This window comes from Chryseobacterium sp. VD8 (assembly GCF_037149975.1).
In the GTDB taxonomy this organism is placed as follows: domain Bacteria; phylum Bacteroidota; class Bacteroidia; order Flavobacteriales; family Weeksellaceae; genus Chryseobacterium; species Chryseobacterium indicum.
Genome location: NZ_JBBCQL010000002.1, coordinates 15,867 through 35,184, shown reverse-complemented (window position 1 = coordinate 35,184; position 19,318 = coordinate 15,867). Strand labels below are relative to the sequence as shown.

Here is a 19,318-nt window from a genome sequence, read left to right as displayed (position 1 = left end):
AAACTTATCCTGCGGTTTTACAATATTTAATAATTTAATTCTTAGTTTATTTCAGGCTTCCCACCATATCTTCAGGTTTTACCCACTCATCAAACTGTTCTGCGGTTAAAAGTCCCAGATTCACCGCTTCTTCTTTTAAGGTAGTTCCGTTTTTATGGGCGGTTTTAGCAATTTTTGCAGCATTTTCATAACCGATGTGTGTGTTCAGAGCTGTTACCAGCATCAGAGATTTATCAACCAGTTCTTTAATTCTCTCACGATTGGGTTCAATTCCGACTGCACAGTGATCGTTAAAAGAAATACAGGCATCGGCAATCAGTTGGGCAGACTGTAAAAAATTATAAGCCATCACAGGTTTGAAGACATTCAGTTCGTAATTTCCCTGTGTTCCCGCAAAAGAAATGGTCGTATCATTTCCTAAAACCTGAGCGCAAACCATCGTCATTGCTTCATTTTGGGTAGGATTTACTTTTCCGGGCATAATAGATGATCCCGGTTCGTTTTCCGGAATATGAATTTCTCCAATTCCCGAACGAGGTCCGGAAGCTAATAATCGGATATCCTGAGCAATTTTAAACAAAGAAACGGCTAATTGTTTTAAAGCTCCGTGAGATTCTACAATCGCATCATGAGCCGCCAAAGCCTCAAATTTGTTTTCTGCGGTTACAAAAGGAAGATCCGTAAATTTTGAAATATATTCCGCCACTTTTACATCATAACCTTGAGGAGTGTTTAATCCTGTTCCCACCGCAGTTCCGCCTAAAGCCAATTCAGAAAGATGAGGTAACGTGTTTTTTAATGCTTTTAAACCGTAATTTAACTGAGCGACATACCCTGAAAATTCCTGACCTAACGTTAAAGGCGTTGCGTCCATCAAATGTGTTCTTCCGATTTTTACAATATCTTTAAACGCTTCCGATTTTTCTTTTAAAGTATCTCTTAATTTTTCAACAGCCGGAATAGTAGTTTCCACCACTTTTTTATAAGCCGCGATGTGCATCGCCGTTGGATAAGTGTCGTTGGAAGATTGCGATTTATTCACGTCGTCATTCGCATGAATCTCCGATCTTTCGCCTAAATTTCCACCGTTGTTGACGTGTGCTTTATTGGAAATCACTTCATTTACGTTCATATTCGACTGTGTTCCCGAACCGGTTTGCCAGATCACCAAAGGAAACTGATCGTTAAGTTTTCCTTCTAAAATTTCGTCACAAACTTTAGCGATCATATCTCTCTTTTCAGCAGAAAGAACTCCTAAATCTGTATTGGTAAATGCAGCAGCTTTTTTTAAATAAGCAAAAGCTTCGATCATTTCATGAGGCATGGAACCTTCCGGACCAATTTTAAAATTGTTTCTCGAACGTTCCGTTTGGGCTCCCCAAAATTTATCTGCAGGAACCTGCACTTCTCCCATCGTGTCTTTTTCTATTCTGTAATTCATGTGATTGAAATTTGTTTAGTTTTGATTTAACCCCAAAAGCACAGAGATTTATTAAATTTAAAAATGTCAAATTTCACAAAATGAAAATCGAAGATTTTTAAAACTAATGTGTTCTTCTAAAACATTATTTATTAAACTTAAAAAGCTAAAGTGTTTAAAAGCTTTTGCGTCTTTTGTGGTTAAAATATCTTTATATAAAGTTAATGAGAAAAGAAAACCCTCGCAATTTATAATCATTATAAATATCAATCTAAGTTACTGATTTTACTCATGCATTTTTGAGTAAGCCGTATTTTTGCACCCAAAGAAAAAAGTAAAATGGATTTCAGATATCAGGATCCGTATCCGATTCTAAAGGATGATACGGTATACAAAAAATTGACTTCAGACTACGTAAAAGTTGAAAAATTAGGAGACAGAGAAATTTTAACCATTGATCCGAAAGGTCTTGAGCTTCTGGCGGAAGAAGCAATGGCAGACGTTTCTTTCATGCTCCGTTCTTCCCATCTTGAAAGTTTAAGAAGAATTATCGACGATCCTGAAGCTACGGACAACGACAGATTTGTAGCTTACAATTTATTACAGAATGCAGCGGTTGCTGTGGAAGGAGCTTTACCTTCGTGTCAGGATACCGGAACTGCAATTGTAATGGGTAAAAAAGGAGAAAACGTTTACACAGGCGTTGATGACGGAGAATATTTAAGCAAAGGAATCTACAATACGTACCAGAAAAGAAATTTAAGATATTCTCAGGTGGTTCCTTTAACGATGTTTGATGAGAAAAATTCAGGTTCCAATCTTCCGGCGCAGATCGATATTTATGCTAAAAAGGGAGATTATTACGAATTCTTATTTTTAACAAAAGGAGGAGGTTCAGCAAACAAGACCTTCTTGTATCAAAAGACAAAATCTTTACTGAACGAAAAATCTCTGGAAGAATTCATTAAAGAGAAAATTTCAGATTTAGGAACGGCTGCTTGTCCGCCTTATCATTTGGCTTTGGTAATCGGAGGAACTTCTGCGGAAGCCAATTTAGCGGCGGTTAAAAAAGCATCAGCAAAATATTACGACAATCTTCCGACAGAAGGAAATGAAGCAGGACAGGCGTTCAGAGACTTGGAGTGGGAAGCGAAAGTTCAGAAAATCTGTCAGGAAAGTGCAATCGGAGCCCAGTTTGGCGGAAAATATTTAACACACGACGTCAGAGTAATCAGATTGCCGCGTCACGCAGCTTCCTGTCCGGTTGGAATGGGAGTTTCCTGTTCAGCAGACCGAAATATCAAAGGAAAAATTACAAAAGACGGAGTTTTCTTAGAGCAATTAGAACAGGATCCGAAAAGATTTTTACCGGCAACACCGCCGCATTTGGAAGAAGCCGTAGAAATCAACTTGAATCAGCCGATGTCTGATATTTTAGCAGAACTTTCAAAATATCCGATCAAAACAAGACTGAAGCTGAACGGTACTTTAATCGTAGCCAGAGATATTGCCCACGCAAAGATTAAAGAATTACTGGATGCAGGACAGCCAATGCCTGAATATTTTAAAAATCATCCGATTTATTACGCAGGACCTGCAAAAACTCCGGAAGGAATGGCTTCAGGAAGTTTCGGACCGACTACTGCGGGAAGAATGGATGTTTATGTAGATGAATTCCAGAGCCACGGCGGAAGTATGATTATGTTGGCAAAAGGAAACAGAACAAAAGATGTTACCAATGCCTGCAACAAATATGGAGGTTTTTATTTAGGTTCCATCGGAGGTCCGGCTGCTATTTTAGCGAAAGACAACATTCTTTCTGTTGAGGTGGTAGATTTTCCGGAGTTAGGAATGGAAGCCGTAAGAAAAATCGAAGTGAAAGATTTCCCGGCGTTCATCATTACGGATGATAAAGGGAATGATTTCTTTGCAGATCTTGCGCACTAATTAGTTTAAAATCAAAATAAATAATAAAATAGGACGTATATCTTTTGTGTAAAAAAATAAAAAGTCCTATTTTTGCCTAAAATCTTTAAGAAAATGATAACGATTTTATCAGCATTTTGGCCGTTTTACCAGTTCCTTTGGACAATTTTCTTCATTACAATGTTCCTTGTAGGATTTTGGTGTATCTTCATGTTCTTCGGGTTGGTAATTCCAATGTGGCTAACAGAAGGTTTGAAAGAGTATTTCGGAAAAGTAAAACCTTTCAATCCGGAAGATATCAGAAGCAAGCAGCTGAATGAGCAGAAAGGAGTAGAAGTAATCTACAGCAATCCTAAAGGAAACGGACCTTTCTTACACGATAGTCACGGACACGGACATCATTAATTGATTGTCATTGTTTTCTCACCTGAATTCTGAGAAAGCAATATCAAAGCAAAACAACATATATAAACCACTTAAATTTTTTAAGTGGTTTTTTTGTGCATATAATTCACCTGTCAGGTATTATTCTAAGCATAGTATTTAATTGACTTAAAGTTTTGTTTTTTTATGAAAAGGTGAAAATTTTTCAAAAAATAAATTACTTTAGTATTAAATTAAACTTAAAAGGACGAATTATATGAAAAAATTCTATTCCGGTATATTGTTGTTTATCTTAGCCAATGTCTTTGGGCAGATCAGCTATACAATTACCCCGAATCCGTTTAATGAAACGGATGCAATAACATTAACCGTACCCGGAAATCAGATTGATGAATCGGCGTGGGGAGTTTCAAACAATGCTATTTATATCTGGACATGGTCTTTGGATACCAATTATCAGAACAGTCAGGATTGCCCGACAAACGGGAGTTGGAACAATTCCAATGAACTTAATCGATTAAGTTATAACGCTGCGACAGACACTTATTCATTGTCTTTTACACCCACAACTTTTTACGCAAGAACGGGAATCGGTAGATTTGGCTTTTTACTGAAAGATAAAACCGGTGCGCATCAGACGAGTCCGGATATTTTTGTCAACGTAGGAATTCTTAATTTAACGATGACAAATCCTGCTGCAAACAGCTTAACGTCTGTTCCGACGGGGAATTCTATTAACATCACGGCTACCACCAATGTGAATGCAACTTTTCAGCTTAAAGCTAACGGGACTGTTGTAAATTCGACTTCTACGGCTTCAACTTCATATTCTTACAATTACACGGTAACCGGAGATGCCAATATGGAATTGATCGCAACGCAGGGAGGGAATTCAAAGAGTTCTACCTTTATTTTTCAGGTTCCTAGAAATGTGGTTTCTGAGGCGATTCCATCATGGATAAGACAAGGGATTAATTATCATCCTACAGATAACACAAAAGTGGGACTGGCTTTGTATGCTCCGTCTAAAAATTTCGTTCATGTGATCGGAAGTTTTAATAACTGGGCGGTGAATGATGCTTATTTAATGAAAAGAGACACAACAAATCCGGATCTATACTGGATTGAACTAAGCGGATTAACACCTCAGCAATTGTATACTTTCCAGTACAGAACCAATGATTTAAGAAAAGTGGCAGATCCGTATTCTCCACAGATCCTGTCTTCTTACGATGACCAGTATATCTCTTCTACAACTTATCCTAACTTACCTGCGTTTCCGGCTGGGCAGGGTTTTGAGGTTTCTATGTTTAAAACAGGGCAGACTCCTTATAATTGGCAGGTTACGAATTTCCAGCGTCCGGCAAAAGAAAATCTTGTGGTGTATGAATTGTTGTTAAGAGACTTTACGCAGGAAAAAAACTGGCAGTCTTTAATTAATAAGATTTCATACCTTAAAAATCTGAATATTAATGCGATTGAATTGCTTCCTATCATGGAGTTCGAAGGAAATCTTTCATGGGGTTATAATACTTCTTTCCATTATGCATTGGATAAAGCGTACGGAACACCGGAAAAATTCAAAGAATTTATTGATCTGTGTCACCAGAATGGAATTGCTGTAATTCTGGATATTGCTTTCAATCATGCAACCGGACGTTCTCCGCTCGCAAGACTCTGGAATATTGATCCGGATGGAGATGGTTATGGAGACATCGCTGCCAATAATCCTTACTTCAATCAGGTTCCTAAACACTCTTATAATGTGTTTAATGATTTTAACCATACAAGTTCTTCAACTAAATATTACGTTGAAAGATGTCTTCAGCAATGGTTAACGGAATATCATGTAGATGGTTTCCGTTGGGATTTAACCAAAGGATTTACACAAAGCTGTTCTGAAAACGACGAAGCCTGTACAAACGCTTATCAGCAGGACAGAGTTGATATCCTTAAATATTATGCAGACAAGCAATGGGCTCTTGATCCGAATTCTTACATGATTTTTGAACATTTGGGAACCGATGCGGAAGAGCAGCAGTGGGCAAACTACAGAGTTGCAGAAGGAAAAGGAGTGATGATGTGGAATAACCAGAACGGATCTTATAACCAGAATACAATGGGGTATAAAGAAAACAGTAATTTCGACAGAATGAATCATACGCTGCATGGATTCTCTGAAATGAGAGCGGTAGGTTACGGAGAAAGTCACGATGAGGAAAGGTTAATGTTTAAAAATCTTGCTTATGGAGCGGTAAACGGAAGCTATGATGTTAAAAATCTTAATACTGCTTTAGACAGAATGAAAGCTTTCGGAGCAACGTTCTTCACGATTCCCGGTCCTAAAATGATTTGGCAGTTCGGAGAGCTTGGTTATGAATTCAGTATCAACAGATGTGCAAACGGAACCATTAATAGTGGTTGCAGAACCGACGAAAAGCCAATTGCATTTACTTTAGGATACGATACGGATGTGAACAGAAAAGCGGTTTATGATACCTGGGCGAAGATCATTAATTTAAGAAATGTATATCCTGTTTTCAAATCAAAAACATATACTGTAGAATCAAATAATCTGGCAAATGATCCGAATGGATTAATTACAAGGATTTATGTGTACGACAACGCAATTACTAACGGAGTGAAAAATGTGGTCGTGTTGGCAAATTATACAACGGCTGTTCAGAGTGTAGTTCCGTATTTCCCATATGTTGGGCAATGGCAGAACTTAATGGATAATTCTTTATCTAATATAACATCTACAACGGCTCCGATTACTTTACAGCCGGGAGAATTCAGGATTTTCGGAAATTATGTGGGAAGTTTATCCGCAGTGGATGTGAATGCTGAAAATAAGCTTTCTTTACAGATTGTGGATAACCCTGTGAAAAATGGTCTGGCAAAATTAATTTACCACAAAGCGAAGAACGGAGAGATTTTTATCTATGATATGAGCGGTAAAAAAATGGATTCATTTAAATTGAATAATGAAAACGGTACCTACGAATTAAAAACAAATTATCCGGTAGGAACGTATTTGGTTCATTTAAAATCAGATACGGGAGTTTCGATTCAGAAAATGATGGTAAAATAACCTGTGGATAACTTCAAAAGTTTATAATAAGAGATCGCGAAAGCGGTCTCTTTTTTTGTTTATTCATATTTTATCCGCAGTAAAAATAGAGGTTGTTAATATGATACTAACGGCTTTTCAATACCTTATTCACAATTTTTTCCACATTAAAAAAGAAGGTTTTTCATATCTTATTCATACCTTACTCATAGGTTATTCATATTTTACTCACAATTGAAAAATTATTTATCGACAATTAATTTTTCTATACTAACATCCAATTCACGCATTGCTAATAGGTAATTCACGCGTTATCCACATCTTATTCACAATTTTTATGACTCTGAAAAATTCAAATTCCAAATTTTTTTGCAGATTAAAATTATTAGTCTACTTTTGCAGTAGATTTATCGAGAAAGGTGGAGGGATTTGGCCCAGAGAAACCTTAGCAACCTACATTTTCTGATGAAAAGGTGCTAATTCCAACCCGATTGGGGGAAGATAAGTGAGTCAGTATTCCGTATGAATTCCAGCTTCTTGAAGGTCTTTATGTTTGTTTCGGCAAACCATTTAAATTAATTTTTTAAAGCACTGAATAGAATGAAAAAACTCAGCGTAAGCGTACTCCTTTTGGCAATAGGATTTTTATCGGCACAGGAAAAAGAACAGCAGATAGAAGATGTCGTAATTGTAGGAAACCGAAATGCAAAACGCACAAAACTGGAAACTCCGGTTCCGGTAGACATCATCAACATCGAAAAAATACAGCAGTCTTCACCGCAAACTACCGTTCAGGATTTACTGAATTATGTTATCCCGTCTTTCAACTCAGTCCGGCAATCGGCTTCAGACGGTACAGAACATATCGATCCTGTTACTTTGAGAGGAATGGGGCCCGATCAGGTTCTGGTTCTCGTTAACGGAAAAAGAAGACATACTACTTCTTTAGTTAATTATCAGAATACAGTCGGAAACGGTTCGGTAGGAACAGACTTAAGTACTATTCCGGTAATCGCAATCGACATAATTGAGGTTCTGAGAGACGGCGCAGCGGCGCAATACGGCTCTGATGCCATTGCAGGAGTTATTAATATTATCCTTAAAAAGAATCTCGGCGGAACAGCCAGCCTTAATTACGGAATTTCCGGAAGAAATGATGGTGAAACGTATCAGGCAGCAGCGAACTACGGAACTTCTTTAGGGAAGAAAGACGGTTATATCAGTTTGTCCCTGCAATTAAACCAAAGAGGAAAAACAACAAGAACGCAGAATCATAATCTCGATATTTACGGAGATAATTTCGCGTATGATTTTGCTCCGGATTTTAATGCTGCAAAAGCGCTGGACGATCAGAAAATTCTTGCCAATGGTTTAACACGGGATGATTTTAATTTCCAGATCGGCGATGCAAAAATAAAGCAGGCGCAGTTATTTTTTAATTCCGAATATCCTTTGAACGATCAGTTTAAAATATATTCCTTCGGAGGCTTCAGTATCAAAGAAGGGCAGGGTTACGGTTTCAGAAGATTGCCTAGCGAAACTTCAAACAATGTGTATTCTATTTATCCGAACGGTTTTCAGCCGACTTTAGGCTCGAAAATCTATGACATTTCTTATGCAATCGGAGCAAAATATAATAAAAACGACTGGTTTTTTGATCTTAGCAATACATTCGGAAGCAATACATTCAATTATGATGTAAGCAATACCGTCAATGCATCTTTAGGAGCTAAGTCACCAACAGATTTTTATGCGGGAGCACACAGTTTTCTTCAGAATACAATTAATCTTGACGTTTCAAAAAACATCAGAAACTTTAATGTTGCATTCGGTGGAGAATTCAGGTTTGAGCAGTACGACATCAAAGCTGGAGATCAGGCTTCTTATATGAGATATGATATTTTCGGAAATCCTGTAACGGCGACTGCTAATCCGGATAATATCACCGGAGCAGGAGGAGCTCAGTCGTTTATTGGATTTTCACCACAAAACGCACTTTCAAAATCCAGACATTCAACTGCGGTGTATGCCGACGTTTCTTATGATCTGGATAAGAAGTTAAATGTAGATCTTGCCGGAAGATTCGAAAACTATTCAGATTTTGGAAGTACACTGAACGGAAAATTAGCGGTAAGATATGAGTTTGCAAAAAATTATGCAATCCGTGCTGCGGTGGGAACAGGCTTCAGAGCACCATCTCTTCAGCAGCAGTATTTTAACAATTCTTATGCAGATATTTCCACCACAGGAAATTCAATTGTTACCAAAGGAATTTTTAACAACGACAGCGAAGCCGCAAAAGCACTTGGCTTCGACAAATTAAAACAGGAAACTTCGGTGAACGGAAGCGTAGGATTTACTTTAAAGCCGATAAGTAAACTTTCTGTTACGGTTGACGGATATTTAATTAAAGTAAAAGACCGGATCGTGATTACAAGTAATATTACAGACGACCGATTGGCGGTTTATGGGGTGGAAAGCGGAAGATTTTTTGCCAATGCCGTGGATACGGAAACCAAAGGAGTAGATCTGGTAGTTGCCTACGACTGGAAAATTGGAGGAGGCAATTTAAATATCAATCTTGCCGGAAATTATACCGAAACAAAAATTACAGATTTTCATTTCCCGGCTAATCTTCAGACACCGCAGAATGAATTTTTCGGACCGGATCAGATTAATATCATCGAAAGCCTGTCTCCCAAAACCAAAGCTTCATTAGGATTGAATTACGGAGTCGGAAAATTTAATTTTCTGGTAAGAAATACTTACTTCGGGAAAGTAATCCGTGACGGATATCCGTTTGGAGGAGTTCAGGAATTTAATCCGAAAGTAATAACCGATGTGAGTATAGGATATGATTTCACAAAAAATATTAACTTAACCGTCGGAGCTAATAATGTGTTTGATGTCTTTCCGGATCTTCAGATTTATGAAAATTCGTATTTTGGGGTTTTCAAATATGCTCCGGTGCAGATGGGAACTCTCGGAAACTATTTTTTCGGAAGGCTTAATTTTACATTTTAATTAATGAATTCAACTTCACATCAGATCGGCTGGAAAACCGCAGTGGCAATTGTTGTTTCGAATATGATCGGAACCGGAATTTTTACAACACTCGGTTTTCAGCTTACCGACATTACGAATACTTACAGCATATTCCTCCTTTGGTTCATTGGAGGAATTCTTGCTTTGTTCGGAGCCTTTTGCTATGCCGAATTAGGTTCGCATTTCAAAGGGAACGGCGGAGATTTTATTTATTTGAAAGAAACCTATCATACGCTTTTAGGCTATCTGGTAAGCTGGATTTCTCTCATCATCGGTTTCTCATCTCCCGTTGCACTGGCTGCTTTGGCAATGTCGAAATACCTTTCTGCTTTCGATGTTTCTTTTGGAAACAGCTTTGCCATCGGAATCATCTTTCTGGTTTCCGTTTTTTTGTCATTCAGCTTAAAAGCTTCAAGCAGATTTCATAATTTTTTTACACTGATAAAAATTGCGTTCATCATTGTTCTCATCATTATAGGAATCGGAATTTCAGACTCGGAAGCTATCGGAAACAGCCTGAAGTTTGATGATTCATGGCAGAAAGAAATCATGCTTCCTGCTTTTGCCACGTCTTTGGTTTTTGTAACGTATTCTTACACGGGTTGGAATTCTGCTTCCTACATTGCGGGAGAAATAAAAGATGTTCAGAAAAACCTACCGAAATCACTCATTGTAGGAACTGTTTTCGTAACTGTTTGTTATCTCTTGGTTAATTTTATCATGCTGAAACATGCTCCGGTAAATCAATTGGCGGGAAAAGAAGATGTGATGGGGGAAGCCGCCAATAATATGCTGGGAAATACTTTCGGTAAAATAGTTAATATTTTTATTGCTTTACAGTTAGTCGCTACAATCAGCGGTTATTTGTGGGTAGGTTCCCGTTTGACGCAGGCTTTTGCAAAAGAAAACAGACTCTGGAAATCTCTATCGGTCGGAAATAAAAAGGGAATTCCTGTCCGTGCGATTTTTGCCCATGCCGTGATTGCAACGTTGATAATTTTAACGGGAAGTTTTAAGGAGATCTTTGTTTATACCGCTTTTATTCTGCAGTTATTTGCCACTCTGGCAATTTCTACGGCATATTTCATAAAAAAAGAAGACCGGAAAATATTTAAATCCAATCTGTTTTATATTTTTCCGACGGTTTTTTTGTTATTCAGTATATACATTTTGTATTTCACGTTGATTCATAATCCTAAAGAAAGCATCATCGGATTAGGAATTGTTGCTGTGGGAATTGTTTTGTATTTAATTGATAAGAAATTATCCGTTGATTTAGATTAATTGTAAAACAATTACAAATTGTTTTTAACGCAGAGTCCGCAAGGGTAATTGAATTAGCTTTGAAAAGAATCCGTCCGCAAGGGCGTTTCACTCAGCAAATGATAGCAGAATTATATTTTTGAAATCATTTTGAGACGTTTTAATTTAAAGAAGGTATCATTACCATTAAGTATTGTTTTTAACGCAGGGTTCGCAAGGATAATTGAACTGGCTTTGAAAAAAATGTTCGCAACGGCGTTTCACTCAGCAAGTGATAGCAGAATTATATTTTTGAGATCATTTGAGGCGATTTAATTTCAACAAGTTATTACGTAAGAAATCATTTATACATTTTATCATTCGCTGAGTGAAACGCCTTTGCGACCGAAAAGTAATTACAATCATTTAAAAGAAAATCTTTGCGGACGTTGCGCTAAAAAATTGAACCATTAAGATTATTTAAGAAGTTAAGTTTTGTGAATTTGAACTTATGATTTGTAAATCTTGGCGTTAAATTATTACAATTAAGCATTGTTTTTAACGCAGAGTCCGCAAGGGTAATTGAATTAGCTTTGAAAAAAAATGTTCGCAAGGGCGTTTCACTCAGCAAATGATAGCTGAATATATTTTTTAGATCATTTGAGGCGATTTAATTTCAAGAAGCTATTACGAAGAAATCATTTATACATTTTTATCACTTGCTGAGTGAAACGCCTTTGCGACCGAAAAGTAATTGCAATTATTTAAAAATAAAGTCTCAGCGGACCTTGCGTTAAAAAATTGAATCATTAAGAATATTACTTGAACTTTTGATTTGTAAATCTTGACGTTAAATTATTACAATTAATCATTGTTTTTAACGCAATGTTCGCAAGGATAATTGGACTAGCTTTGAAAAGAATCCGTTCGCAACGACGTTTCACTCAGCAAGTGATAGTAGAATTATATTTTTTAAAATCATTTTGAGACGTCTTAATTTAAAGAAGGTATCATTCACAAAGAATCATTTAAACGTTCTTATCACTTGCTGAGTGAAACGCCGTTGCGAACGAAATCATCATCATTTAAAAGACAAACTCTGAGAACTTTGCGCTTGAGAAAGCGGTTAATTCAAAAACTATTGCGAACATTTCGTTAAAAAAGATTCTTCAATACGCATATGTTTCGTTCAGGATGACAAACTATTAGTTTTAAAATTGAATTAATAATCCGTATCTTTGCACCCACAAAATTTTCATAATGTCTAAATCATTAATTCCAAAATTAGAAGCTATAAAACAGAGATATAATGAGGTGGCAGACCTTATTATACAGCCTGATGTTATTTCAGACCAAAAAAGATATTCTTCTTTGAACAAAGAATATAGCGATTTGGGGAAAATTGTAAAAGTTTACGATCAATATAAAGGAGCGTTGGATACCATTGAAGAGTCCGACGAAATTATTGCTGACGGATCTGATAAAGATTTCGTGGAACTGGCAAAAATCGAAAAAAACGAAGCGCTGGAAAAAATTCCGGGACTGGAGGAAGAATTAAAAGTTTTATTAATTCCTAAAGATCCTGCAGATGACAAAAACGTTATCGTGGAACTTCGTGCCGGAACAGGAGGTGATGAAGCAGCCATCTTCGTGGAAGACATTTACAGAATGTATTCCATGTATTTCAAAACGAAAGGATGGAGACACGAGATTACAGATTCTAACGAAGCGGCGAAAGGGTATAAAGAACTCATCATGAAAGTGGAAGGTGAAGGCGTGTACGGAATCATGAAATTCGAATCCGGAGTTCACCGTGTACAGCGTGTTCCGGAAACAGAATCTCAGGGAAGAGTTCACACTTCTGCCATTACCATTGCGGTTCTTCCGGAAGCTGAAGAAGTGGATGTGGAAATTAATCCGGCAGATATCGAAATGCAGACTTCGCGTTCCGGTGGAGCAGGAGGGCAGAACGTTAACAAGGTGGAAACTAAAGTTCAGCTTACGCACAAACCTTCAGGATTGGTGGTGGTTTGTCAGCAGGCACGTTCCCAGTTAGCGAACCGTGAACTGGCGATGGAAATGCTTCGTGCGAAATTGTACGACATCAAGTTGCAGGAAGTGCAGGGAGATATTGCAGCGCAGAGAAAGACCATGGTTTCTACGGGAGACCGTTCTGCAAAGATCAAAACGTACAATTATCCTCAGGGAAGAGTTACCGATCACAGAATCAACAAATCTATGTATAACTTAGATGCATACATGAACGGAGATATTTCTGAGATGATCGATGCCGTTATCATGGCAGAAAACGCCGAAAAAATGAAAGGCGAAGAAGAAAGTTTATAAAATCTTTACCATAAAATCTTTTTTAAGTCTCCGGAGTATTTCGGAGACTTTTATTTTGAGCTTAACTGAATGTTTAAAATATTGTTGGCTTAAATTTCTTTTAATCAGTATTTTACATCTTGTGTGTAATGCTTGTTTAAAAATAATTCTGTGAAAATCTGTTTACATGGTATAAATAATGTATTTTTATATTAACTCTTGATGGTTCAGGAGTTTTTTTATACACTAAAACTGAAAATGTACCGTACTTATGAAAATGCTTAACATTGTCTGTCTGGCAATATTTCTCTTCTCTTTTGGGAGCTTAAAATCCCAAAATATTCTAAAACCTGAGAATGTTTTTAATCTTTATTTTAATTCTTTTGTAAAATATGATGATGAGTCTGTAAAAGAACTGAACAGCTATCTTATTAATTTTCTTGGGAAAGAAAGTACCCACAAAATGAAACTTAAAGACACCTACAACGAAAAGATTGATGAGTATACGAAACTTTTTCTTGCGGGTCTTCCTGTAAACGTAGCATCTGAATGTTCGGTTGAGGTTAAAAATTATTTCAGTGCTTTGATGCAGAATTTTGCCAATGCAAAATACAGAGTGAAAGAAATTAAAATCATAAATGATGAACGATTGAAAGGAAACGGATTTTCTGAGGTGACCTATGAAGCGAGTTTTAATGTGCCTTCTCATAACCTGATGCTCAATATGGGAGATATTAAAAATATTGGTGCAGGAGAAATGAAGAAATACCTTATTGATGTTACCAACGAAATAAAAAAAGCGGACAAATTGGTTTCTACAGAACAGAAATTCAATCTATATCAGGTGAAAGTTGGAGAAAATATTTATTACTGGAACGGTGGACCGCAGGAACTGAACTGGAAAATGAATGAATTTTATCTGAGAAATCTCAATTAATCATATAAGGCTGTCTTCAGACGGCTTTTTTTATTCGAAACAGATTCCTTATTTTTGGGAAAATAGCTTAATATGAAAATCACACCCATTTTACTAACAGCCGGAGTTCTTTTCTCGGCGACATTTTATGCACAAAAAATGAATTACCCAAAAGCAGTTAAAGGAACACAAACCGATACCTATTTCGGAACTGCCGTTGCAGATCCGTACCGAGATTTGGAGAACGATTCTGAAGCCACGAAAAAGTGGGTAGATGATGAGGTAAAACACAGTCAGGATTATCTTTCGAAAATTCCTTTCAGAGACGAAATCAGGAATCAGTTAAGAGACATCTGGAATTATGAAAAGATTTCGGCTCCTTTCAAAGAAGGAGAGTATAACTATTATTATAAAAATGACGGATTGCAGGCGCAGTCTGTATTGTACAGAACAAACAATAAAACAAAGGCAACGGAAGTTTTTCTGGATCCCAATAAATTTTCTGAAAAAGGAACCACTTCACTTTCACAGCTTTCTTTCAACAAAAAAGGAAATCTGGCTGCCTATTCCATTTCAGAAGGAGGAAGCGACTGGAACAAAATCATCATTATTGATGCAATTACAAAAAAGCAGATTGATGAAACTTTGGTTGATGTAAAATTCAGCGGAATTTCATGGCAGGGTGATGAAGGTTTCTATTATTCAAGCTATGACAAGCCAAAAGAAGGAACGGTACTTTCCGGAATGACGGATAAACACAAAGTGTATTTTCATAAACTGGGAACCAAACAATCTGAAGATCAGTTAATTTTTGGAGGAGACAAAACACCGAGAAGATATTTAGGGGCGGGAGTTTCCGAAGATCAGAGATATTTGATTATTTCCGCAGCCAACGCAACCAACGGAAATGAACTTTACATTAAAGATCTTAAAAAAGGCGGCGATTTTGTTCAGATTAATAAAGGTTTTGATATCAATGTGAGCATTGTTGATACGCAGGGTGATGATCTGTATATTTTTACGGATAAAGATGCTCCGAATATGCGTCTGGTAAAAACTTCCATCAAAAATCCGGCTCCCGAAACATGGAAAGATGTTATTCCCCAGACCGAAAATGTTTTAGGCATTACAACAGGAGGAGGATATTTCTTTGCAACCTACATGATTGATGCGATTGATCAGGTAAAACAATATGACAGAACCGGAAAACTGATCCGTGAAATTTCTCTTCCCGGAAAAGGAAACGTTTCTGGATTCGGAGGGAAGGAAACTGAGAAAGAATTGTACTTCTCTTTTACGAATTACATCACTCCCGGAACAACATATAAATTTAACGCAGATTCAGGGAAATCGGAAGTGTATCAGAAGCCAAAAGTGAAATTCAATCCCGAAAATTATGTTTCTGAACAGGTTTTCTACACTTCAAAAGACGGAACTAAAATTCCGATGATGATTAATTATAAGAAAGGAACAAAGCTGAATGGTAAAAATCCTACGATTCTTTATTCTTACGGAGGATTTAACATCAGTTTACAGCCTGCCTTTTCTGTGGTAAATGCGATCTGGATGGAAAATGGCGGAATCTATGCCGTTCCGAACATTCGCGGTGGTGGAGAATACGGTAAAAAATGGCACGATGCAGGAACAAAAATGCAGAAAAAAAATGTTTTTGAAGATTTCATCGCTGCAGGAGAATATTTACAGAGCAAAGGCTATACTTCCAAACAGTTTATGGCACTTTCAGGAAGATCAAACGGCGGTTTGCTGGTAGGAGCAACAATGACGATGCGTCCGGATTTAGCCAGGGTTGCCTTTCCGGGAGTGGGCGTTCTGGATATGTTGAGGTATAATAAATTCACTGCAGGAGCAGGCTGGTCTTATGATTACGGAACTGCGGAAGACAACAAAGAAATGTTTGACTATTTAAAATCTTATTCTCCGGTTCATAATGTAAAAGCAGGAACGTGTTATCCATCAACCATGATTATTACCAGTGATCATGATGATAGGGTAGTTCCGGCACATTCTTTTAAGTTTGGTGCAGAATTACAGGAAAAACAGGTTTGTAACAACCCGATTTTACTGAGAATTGAGAAAAACGCAGGTCACGGAGCCGGAAGATCTACAGAACAGGTGATCGGAGAAAATGCAGATCTGATTTCTTTTGCGCTGTATGAAATGGGGATTAAAAAACTACAGAAATAAAAATTCTCTGCTTAAGATTCTAAATAAGTCATGAGAACAGCTACTGAATTAATGTATTATTCATTACTACGTTGATTCAGTAGTATTGTACAGATCTTCATTCAAGACAAAAGAAATAAACCTGCTGGTGCAAGAATATAACTTACAAACGCGAGAATATAAAATATTGGTGCAAGAATCTAACTTACTGGTGCAAGAATATTAAATACGGGTGCAAGAATCTAACTTACTGGTGCAAGAATATTAAATACGGGTGCAAGAATCTAACTTATTGATGCAAGAATCTAACTTACTGGTGCAAGAATATTAAATACGGGTGCAAGAATCTAACTTATTGACGCAAGAATCTAACTACTGGTGCAAGAATATTAAATACGGGTGCGAGAATATAACTTACTGACGCAAGAATATAACGTACAGATATGAAAACCGCCATTACAGATAGGAAAAGTTTTTCACTTTCATTAAATTTCAGAAGAAGGTTATAGCTGTTGTTTGTAGTTTTGACTTATTTCTTTAATTGATATTGGAAAATGACGATTAATGAGTACATAAAAAGCGATTTTGCAGTTTTGCAGTTTCGCTTTTTTTATTTAAAAAAATATTCCCTCAAAAATGTGTAATTTTAGCCATCTATTAAATCTGAAATTATGAGAAGGGCAGTTCAGAATAAAACTCCTCAATTCACTATTACCGAAAAGAAAACAGAGGTCTATCCTTTTGAGAAAGATGGCTTGCAGTTAAAATCTTCTTATACGGCAGAAGACGTTAAAAATCAGGAATTAACGCAGACTTCTCCCGGAATTGCGCCTTATTTAAGAGGTCCGTATTCTACAATGTATGTTCAGAAACCTTGGACGATCCGTCAGTATGCAGGTTTTTCTACGGCAGAAGAATCCAATGCTTTTTACAGAAGAAATCTGGCGGCGGGACAAAAAGGGCTTTCCGTTGCCTTCGATCTGGCGACACACAGAGGATATGATTCCGATCACGCGAGAGTTGTGGGCGATGTTGGAAAGGCGGGAGTAGCGATTGATTCTGTGGAGGATATGAAAATTTTATTCAATGAAATTCCTTTGGATCAGATCTCGGTTTCCATGACGATGAACGGAGCAGTTCTGCCAATTCTTTCATTCTATATTGTCGCGGCAGAAGAGCAGGGCGTTTCTCAGGATTTGCTTTCAGGAACCATTCAGAATGATATTCTGAAGGAATTCATGGTGAGAAATACCTACATTTATCCGCCTGCACCTTCCATGAAGATCATCGCAGATATTTTTGAATATACTTCTCAGAATATTCCGAAGTTTAATTCCATCTCAATTTCCGGTTATCATATGCAGGAAGCAGGAGCAACTCCGGTGCTGGAAATGGCTTACACGCTTGCCGATGGATTGGAATATGTAAGAACAGGAATAAAAGCAGGAATGAATGTCGATGATTTTGCACCGAGACTCTCCTTTTTCTGGGCAATCGGGATGAATCATTTTATGGAAATTGCCAAAATGAGGGCAGCAAGATATATCTGGGCAGAATTATTAAAGCAGTTTAATCCTCAGAATCCGAAATCTTTAGCTTTAAGAACCCACTCACAGACTTCAGGCTGGTCTTTAACGGAGCAGGAACCATTTAATAATATTACGAGAACAGCAATTGAAGCATTGTCTTCTGCACTGGGCGGAACGCAGTCTCTTCATACCAATGCTTTGGACGAAGCCATTGCCCTTCCTACAGATTATTCAGCAAAAATTGCAAGAAATACACAGATTATTCTCCAGCAGGAAAGCGGAATCTGCGATGTAGTAGATCCGATGGGGGGAAGTAATTTAGTGGAAAGTCTTACGCAGCAGATGATTGAAGAAGCCATGAAATACATCGATGAGGTAGAGCAGGAAGGCGGAATGACAAAAGCCATTGAAGCCGGAATTCCAAAGATGAGGATTGAAGAAGCGGCAGCGAGAAAACAGGCAAAAATTGATAGTGGTGAAGAATTTATCATCGGGGTTAATTCTTTCAGATCAGACCTGAAGCAGGATGCCATTGAAATTTTAGATATCGACAACACAGAAGTCCGCAGAAAGCAAATTGAAAGATTAAATAAAATAAAAGCAGAAAGAAATTCTGAGGCGGTGAATGAGATTTTAAATAAGATCCGTGAAAGTGCCAAATCTGGAAAAGGAAATCTTTTGGCGTTATGTATTGAAGCGGCAAGAAGAAGAGTAACGCTGGGAGAAATGAGCGATGCGATGGAAGAAAGTTTCGGGAGATACAAAGCCAATATCAGAACAATTTCAGGAGTTTACGCCATGAACGCAGGGAAAAACGAATATTTTGAAAAAGCCTTACACCTTACTCAGAAATTTGAGGAGGAAGAAGGACGCCGTCCGCGATTAATGGTCGCTAAAATGGGACAGGACGGTCACGACAGGGGAGCAAAAGTAGTCGCAACCGCATTTGCAGATATGGGATTCGATGTGGATGTGGCACCATTATTCCAGACTCCGGAAGAAGTGGCAAAACAGGCGGTAGAAAATGATATTCATATTCTGGGAGTTTCTTCTTTGGCAGCAGGTCATAAAACTTTGGTTCCACAGGTTGTTGAGGAGCTTAAAAAACTCGGAGCAGACGATATTACCATTGTTGTGGGAGGGGTAATTCCGCAGCAGGATTATGAATTCCTGTATGCGAACGGAGCCGATTTTATTTTTGGTCCGGGAACCAATCTTCCGAAGTGTGCAGTAGATATTCTGGATAAATTTTTAAATTAAATTAACCTTTTCAG

At 37.5% G+C, this 19,318-nt stretch carries 10 protein-coding genes and 1 riboswitch; of the genes, 9 read left to right on the top strand and 1 reads right to left on the bottom strand.

The window, feature by feature from the left end:
• Nucleotides 1–46: 46 nt before the first annotated feature.
• Nucleotides 47–1,441, bottom strand: a complete 1,395-nt coding sequence (gene fumC, locus WFK35_RS00415; protein ID WP_336730844.1) for a class II fumarate hydratase — start codon at nucleotides 1,439–1,441, stop codon at nucleotides 47–49.
• Nucleotides 1,442–1,759: 318 nt separating this feature from the next.
• On the opposite strand from fumC, the gene WFK35_RS00410 reads away from it, so the two are divergent.
• From WFK35_RS00410 to scpA, 9 genes are all read left to right on the top strand, one after another.
• Nucleotides 1,760–3,367, top strand: a complete 1,608-nt coding sequence (locus tag WFK35_RS00410) for a fumarate hydratase (protein WP_336730842.1) — start codon at nucleotides 1,760–1,762, stop codon at nucleotides 3,365–3,367.
• Nucleotides 3,368–3,460: 93 nt separating this feature from the next.
• Nucleotides 3,461–3,751, top strand: a complete 291-nt coding sequence (locus WFK35_RS00405; RefSeq protein WP_235132019.1) for a hypothetical protein — start codon at nucleotides 3,461–3,463, stop codon at nucleotides 3,749–3,751.
• A 235-nt stretch (nucleotides 3,752–3,986) separates the two neighbouring features.
• Nucleotides 3,987–6,824, top strand: a complete 2,838-nt coding sequence (locus WFK35_RS00400) for an alpha-amylase family glycosyl hydrolase (protein WP_336730840.1) — start codon at nucleotides 3,987–3,989, stop codon at nucleotides 6,822–6,824.
• Between the two features lie 383 nt (nucleotides 6,825–7,207).
• Nucleotides 7,208–7,311, top strand: a riboswitch (SAM riboswitch).
• Nucleotides 7,312–7,403: 92 nt separating this feature from the next.
• Complete coding sequence (locus tag WFK35_RS00395) at nucleotides 7,404–9,827, top strand: TonB-dependent receptor plug domain-containing protein (protein ID WP_336730838.1); 2,424 nt, start codon at nucleotides 7,404–7,406, stop codon at nucleotides 9,825–9,827.
• 3 nt (nucleotides 9,828–9,830) lie between these two features.
• Nucleotides 9,831–11,132 carry an APC family permease gene (locus WFK35_RS00390; protein ID WP_336730837.1) on the top strand — a complete coding sequence of 434 codons (1,302 nt, stop codon included), beginning with the start codon at nucleotides 9,831–9,833 and terminating at the stop codon, nucleotides 11,130–11,132.
• 1,218 nt (nucleotides 11,133–12,350) lie between these two features.
• On the top strand, nucleotides 12,351–13,436 hold the full coding sequence (gene prfA, locus WFK35_RS00385; protein ID WP_214587623.1) for a peptide chain release factor 1: 1,086 nt from the start codon (nucleotides 12,351–12,353) through the stop codon (nucleotides 13,434–13,436).
• Between the two features lie 250 nt (nucleotides 13,437–13,686).
• A complete protein-coding gene (locus tag WFK35_RS00380; RefSeq protein WP_336730835.1) occupies nucleotides 13,687–14,352 on the top strand; it encodes a hypothetical protein in 666 nt (221 codons plus the stop codon).
• 138 nt (nucleotides 14,353–14,490) lie between these two features.
• Nucleotides 14,491–16,536: a prolyl oligopeptidase family serine peptidase gene (locus tag WFK35_RS00375; RefSeq protein WP_336730870.1), complete on the top strand. Its 2,046-nt coding sequence runs from the start codon at nucleotides 14,491–14,493 to the stop codon at nucleotides 16,534–16,536.
• A 650-nt stretch (nucleotides 16,537–17,186) separates the two neighbouring features.
• Nucleotides 17,187–19,304 (top strand): methylmalonyl-CoA mutase, encoded by a 2,118-nt coding sequence (gene scpA / locus WFK35_RS00370; protein WP_336730834.1) that lies wholly within the window; start codon nucleotides 17,187–17,189, stop codon nucleotides 19,302–19,304.
• The last annotated feature ends 14 nt before the right edge of the window (nucleotides 19,305–19,318 follow it).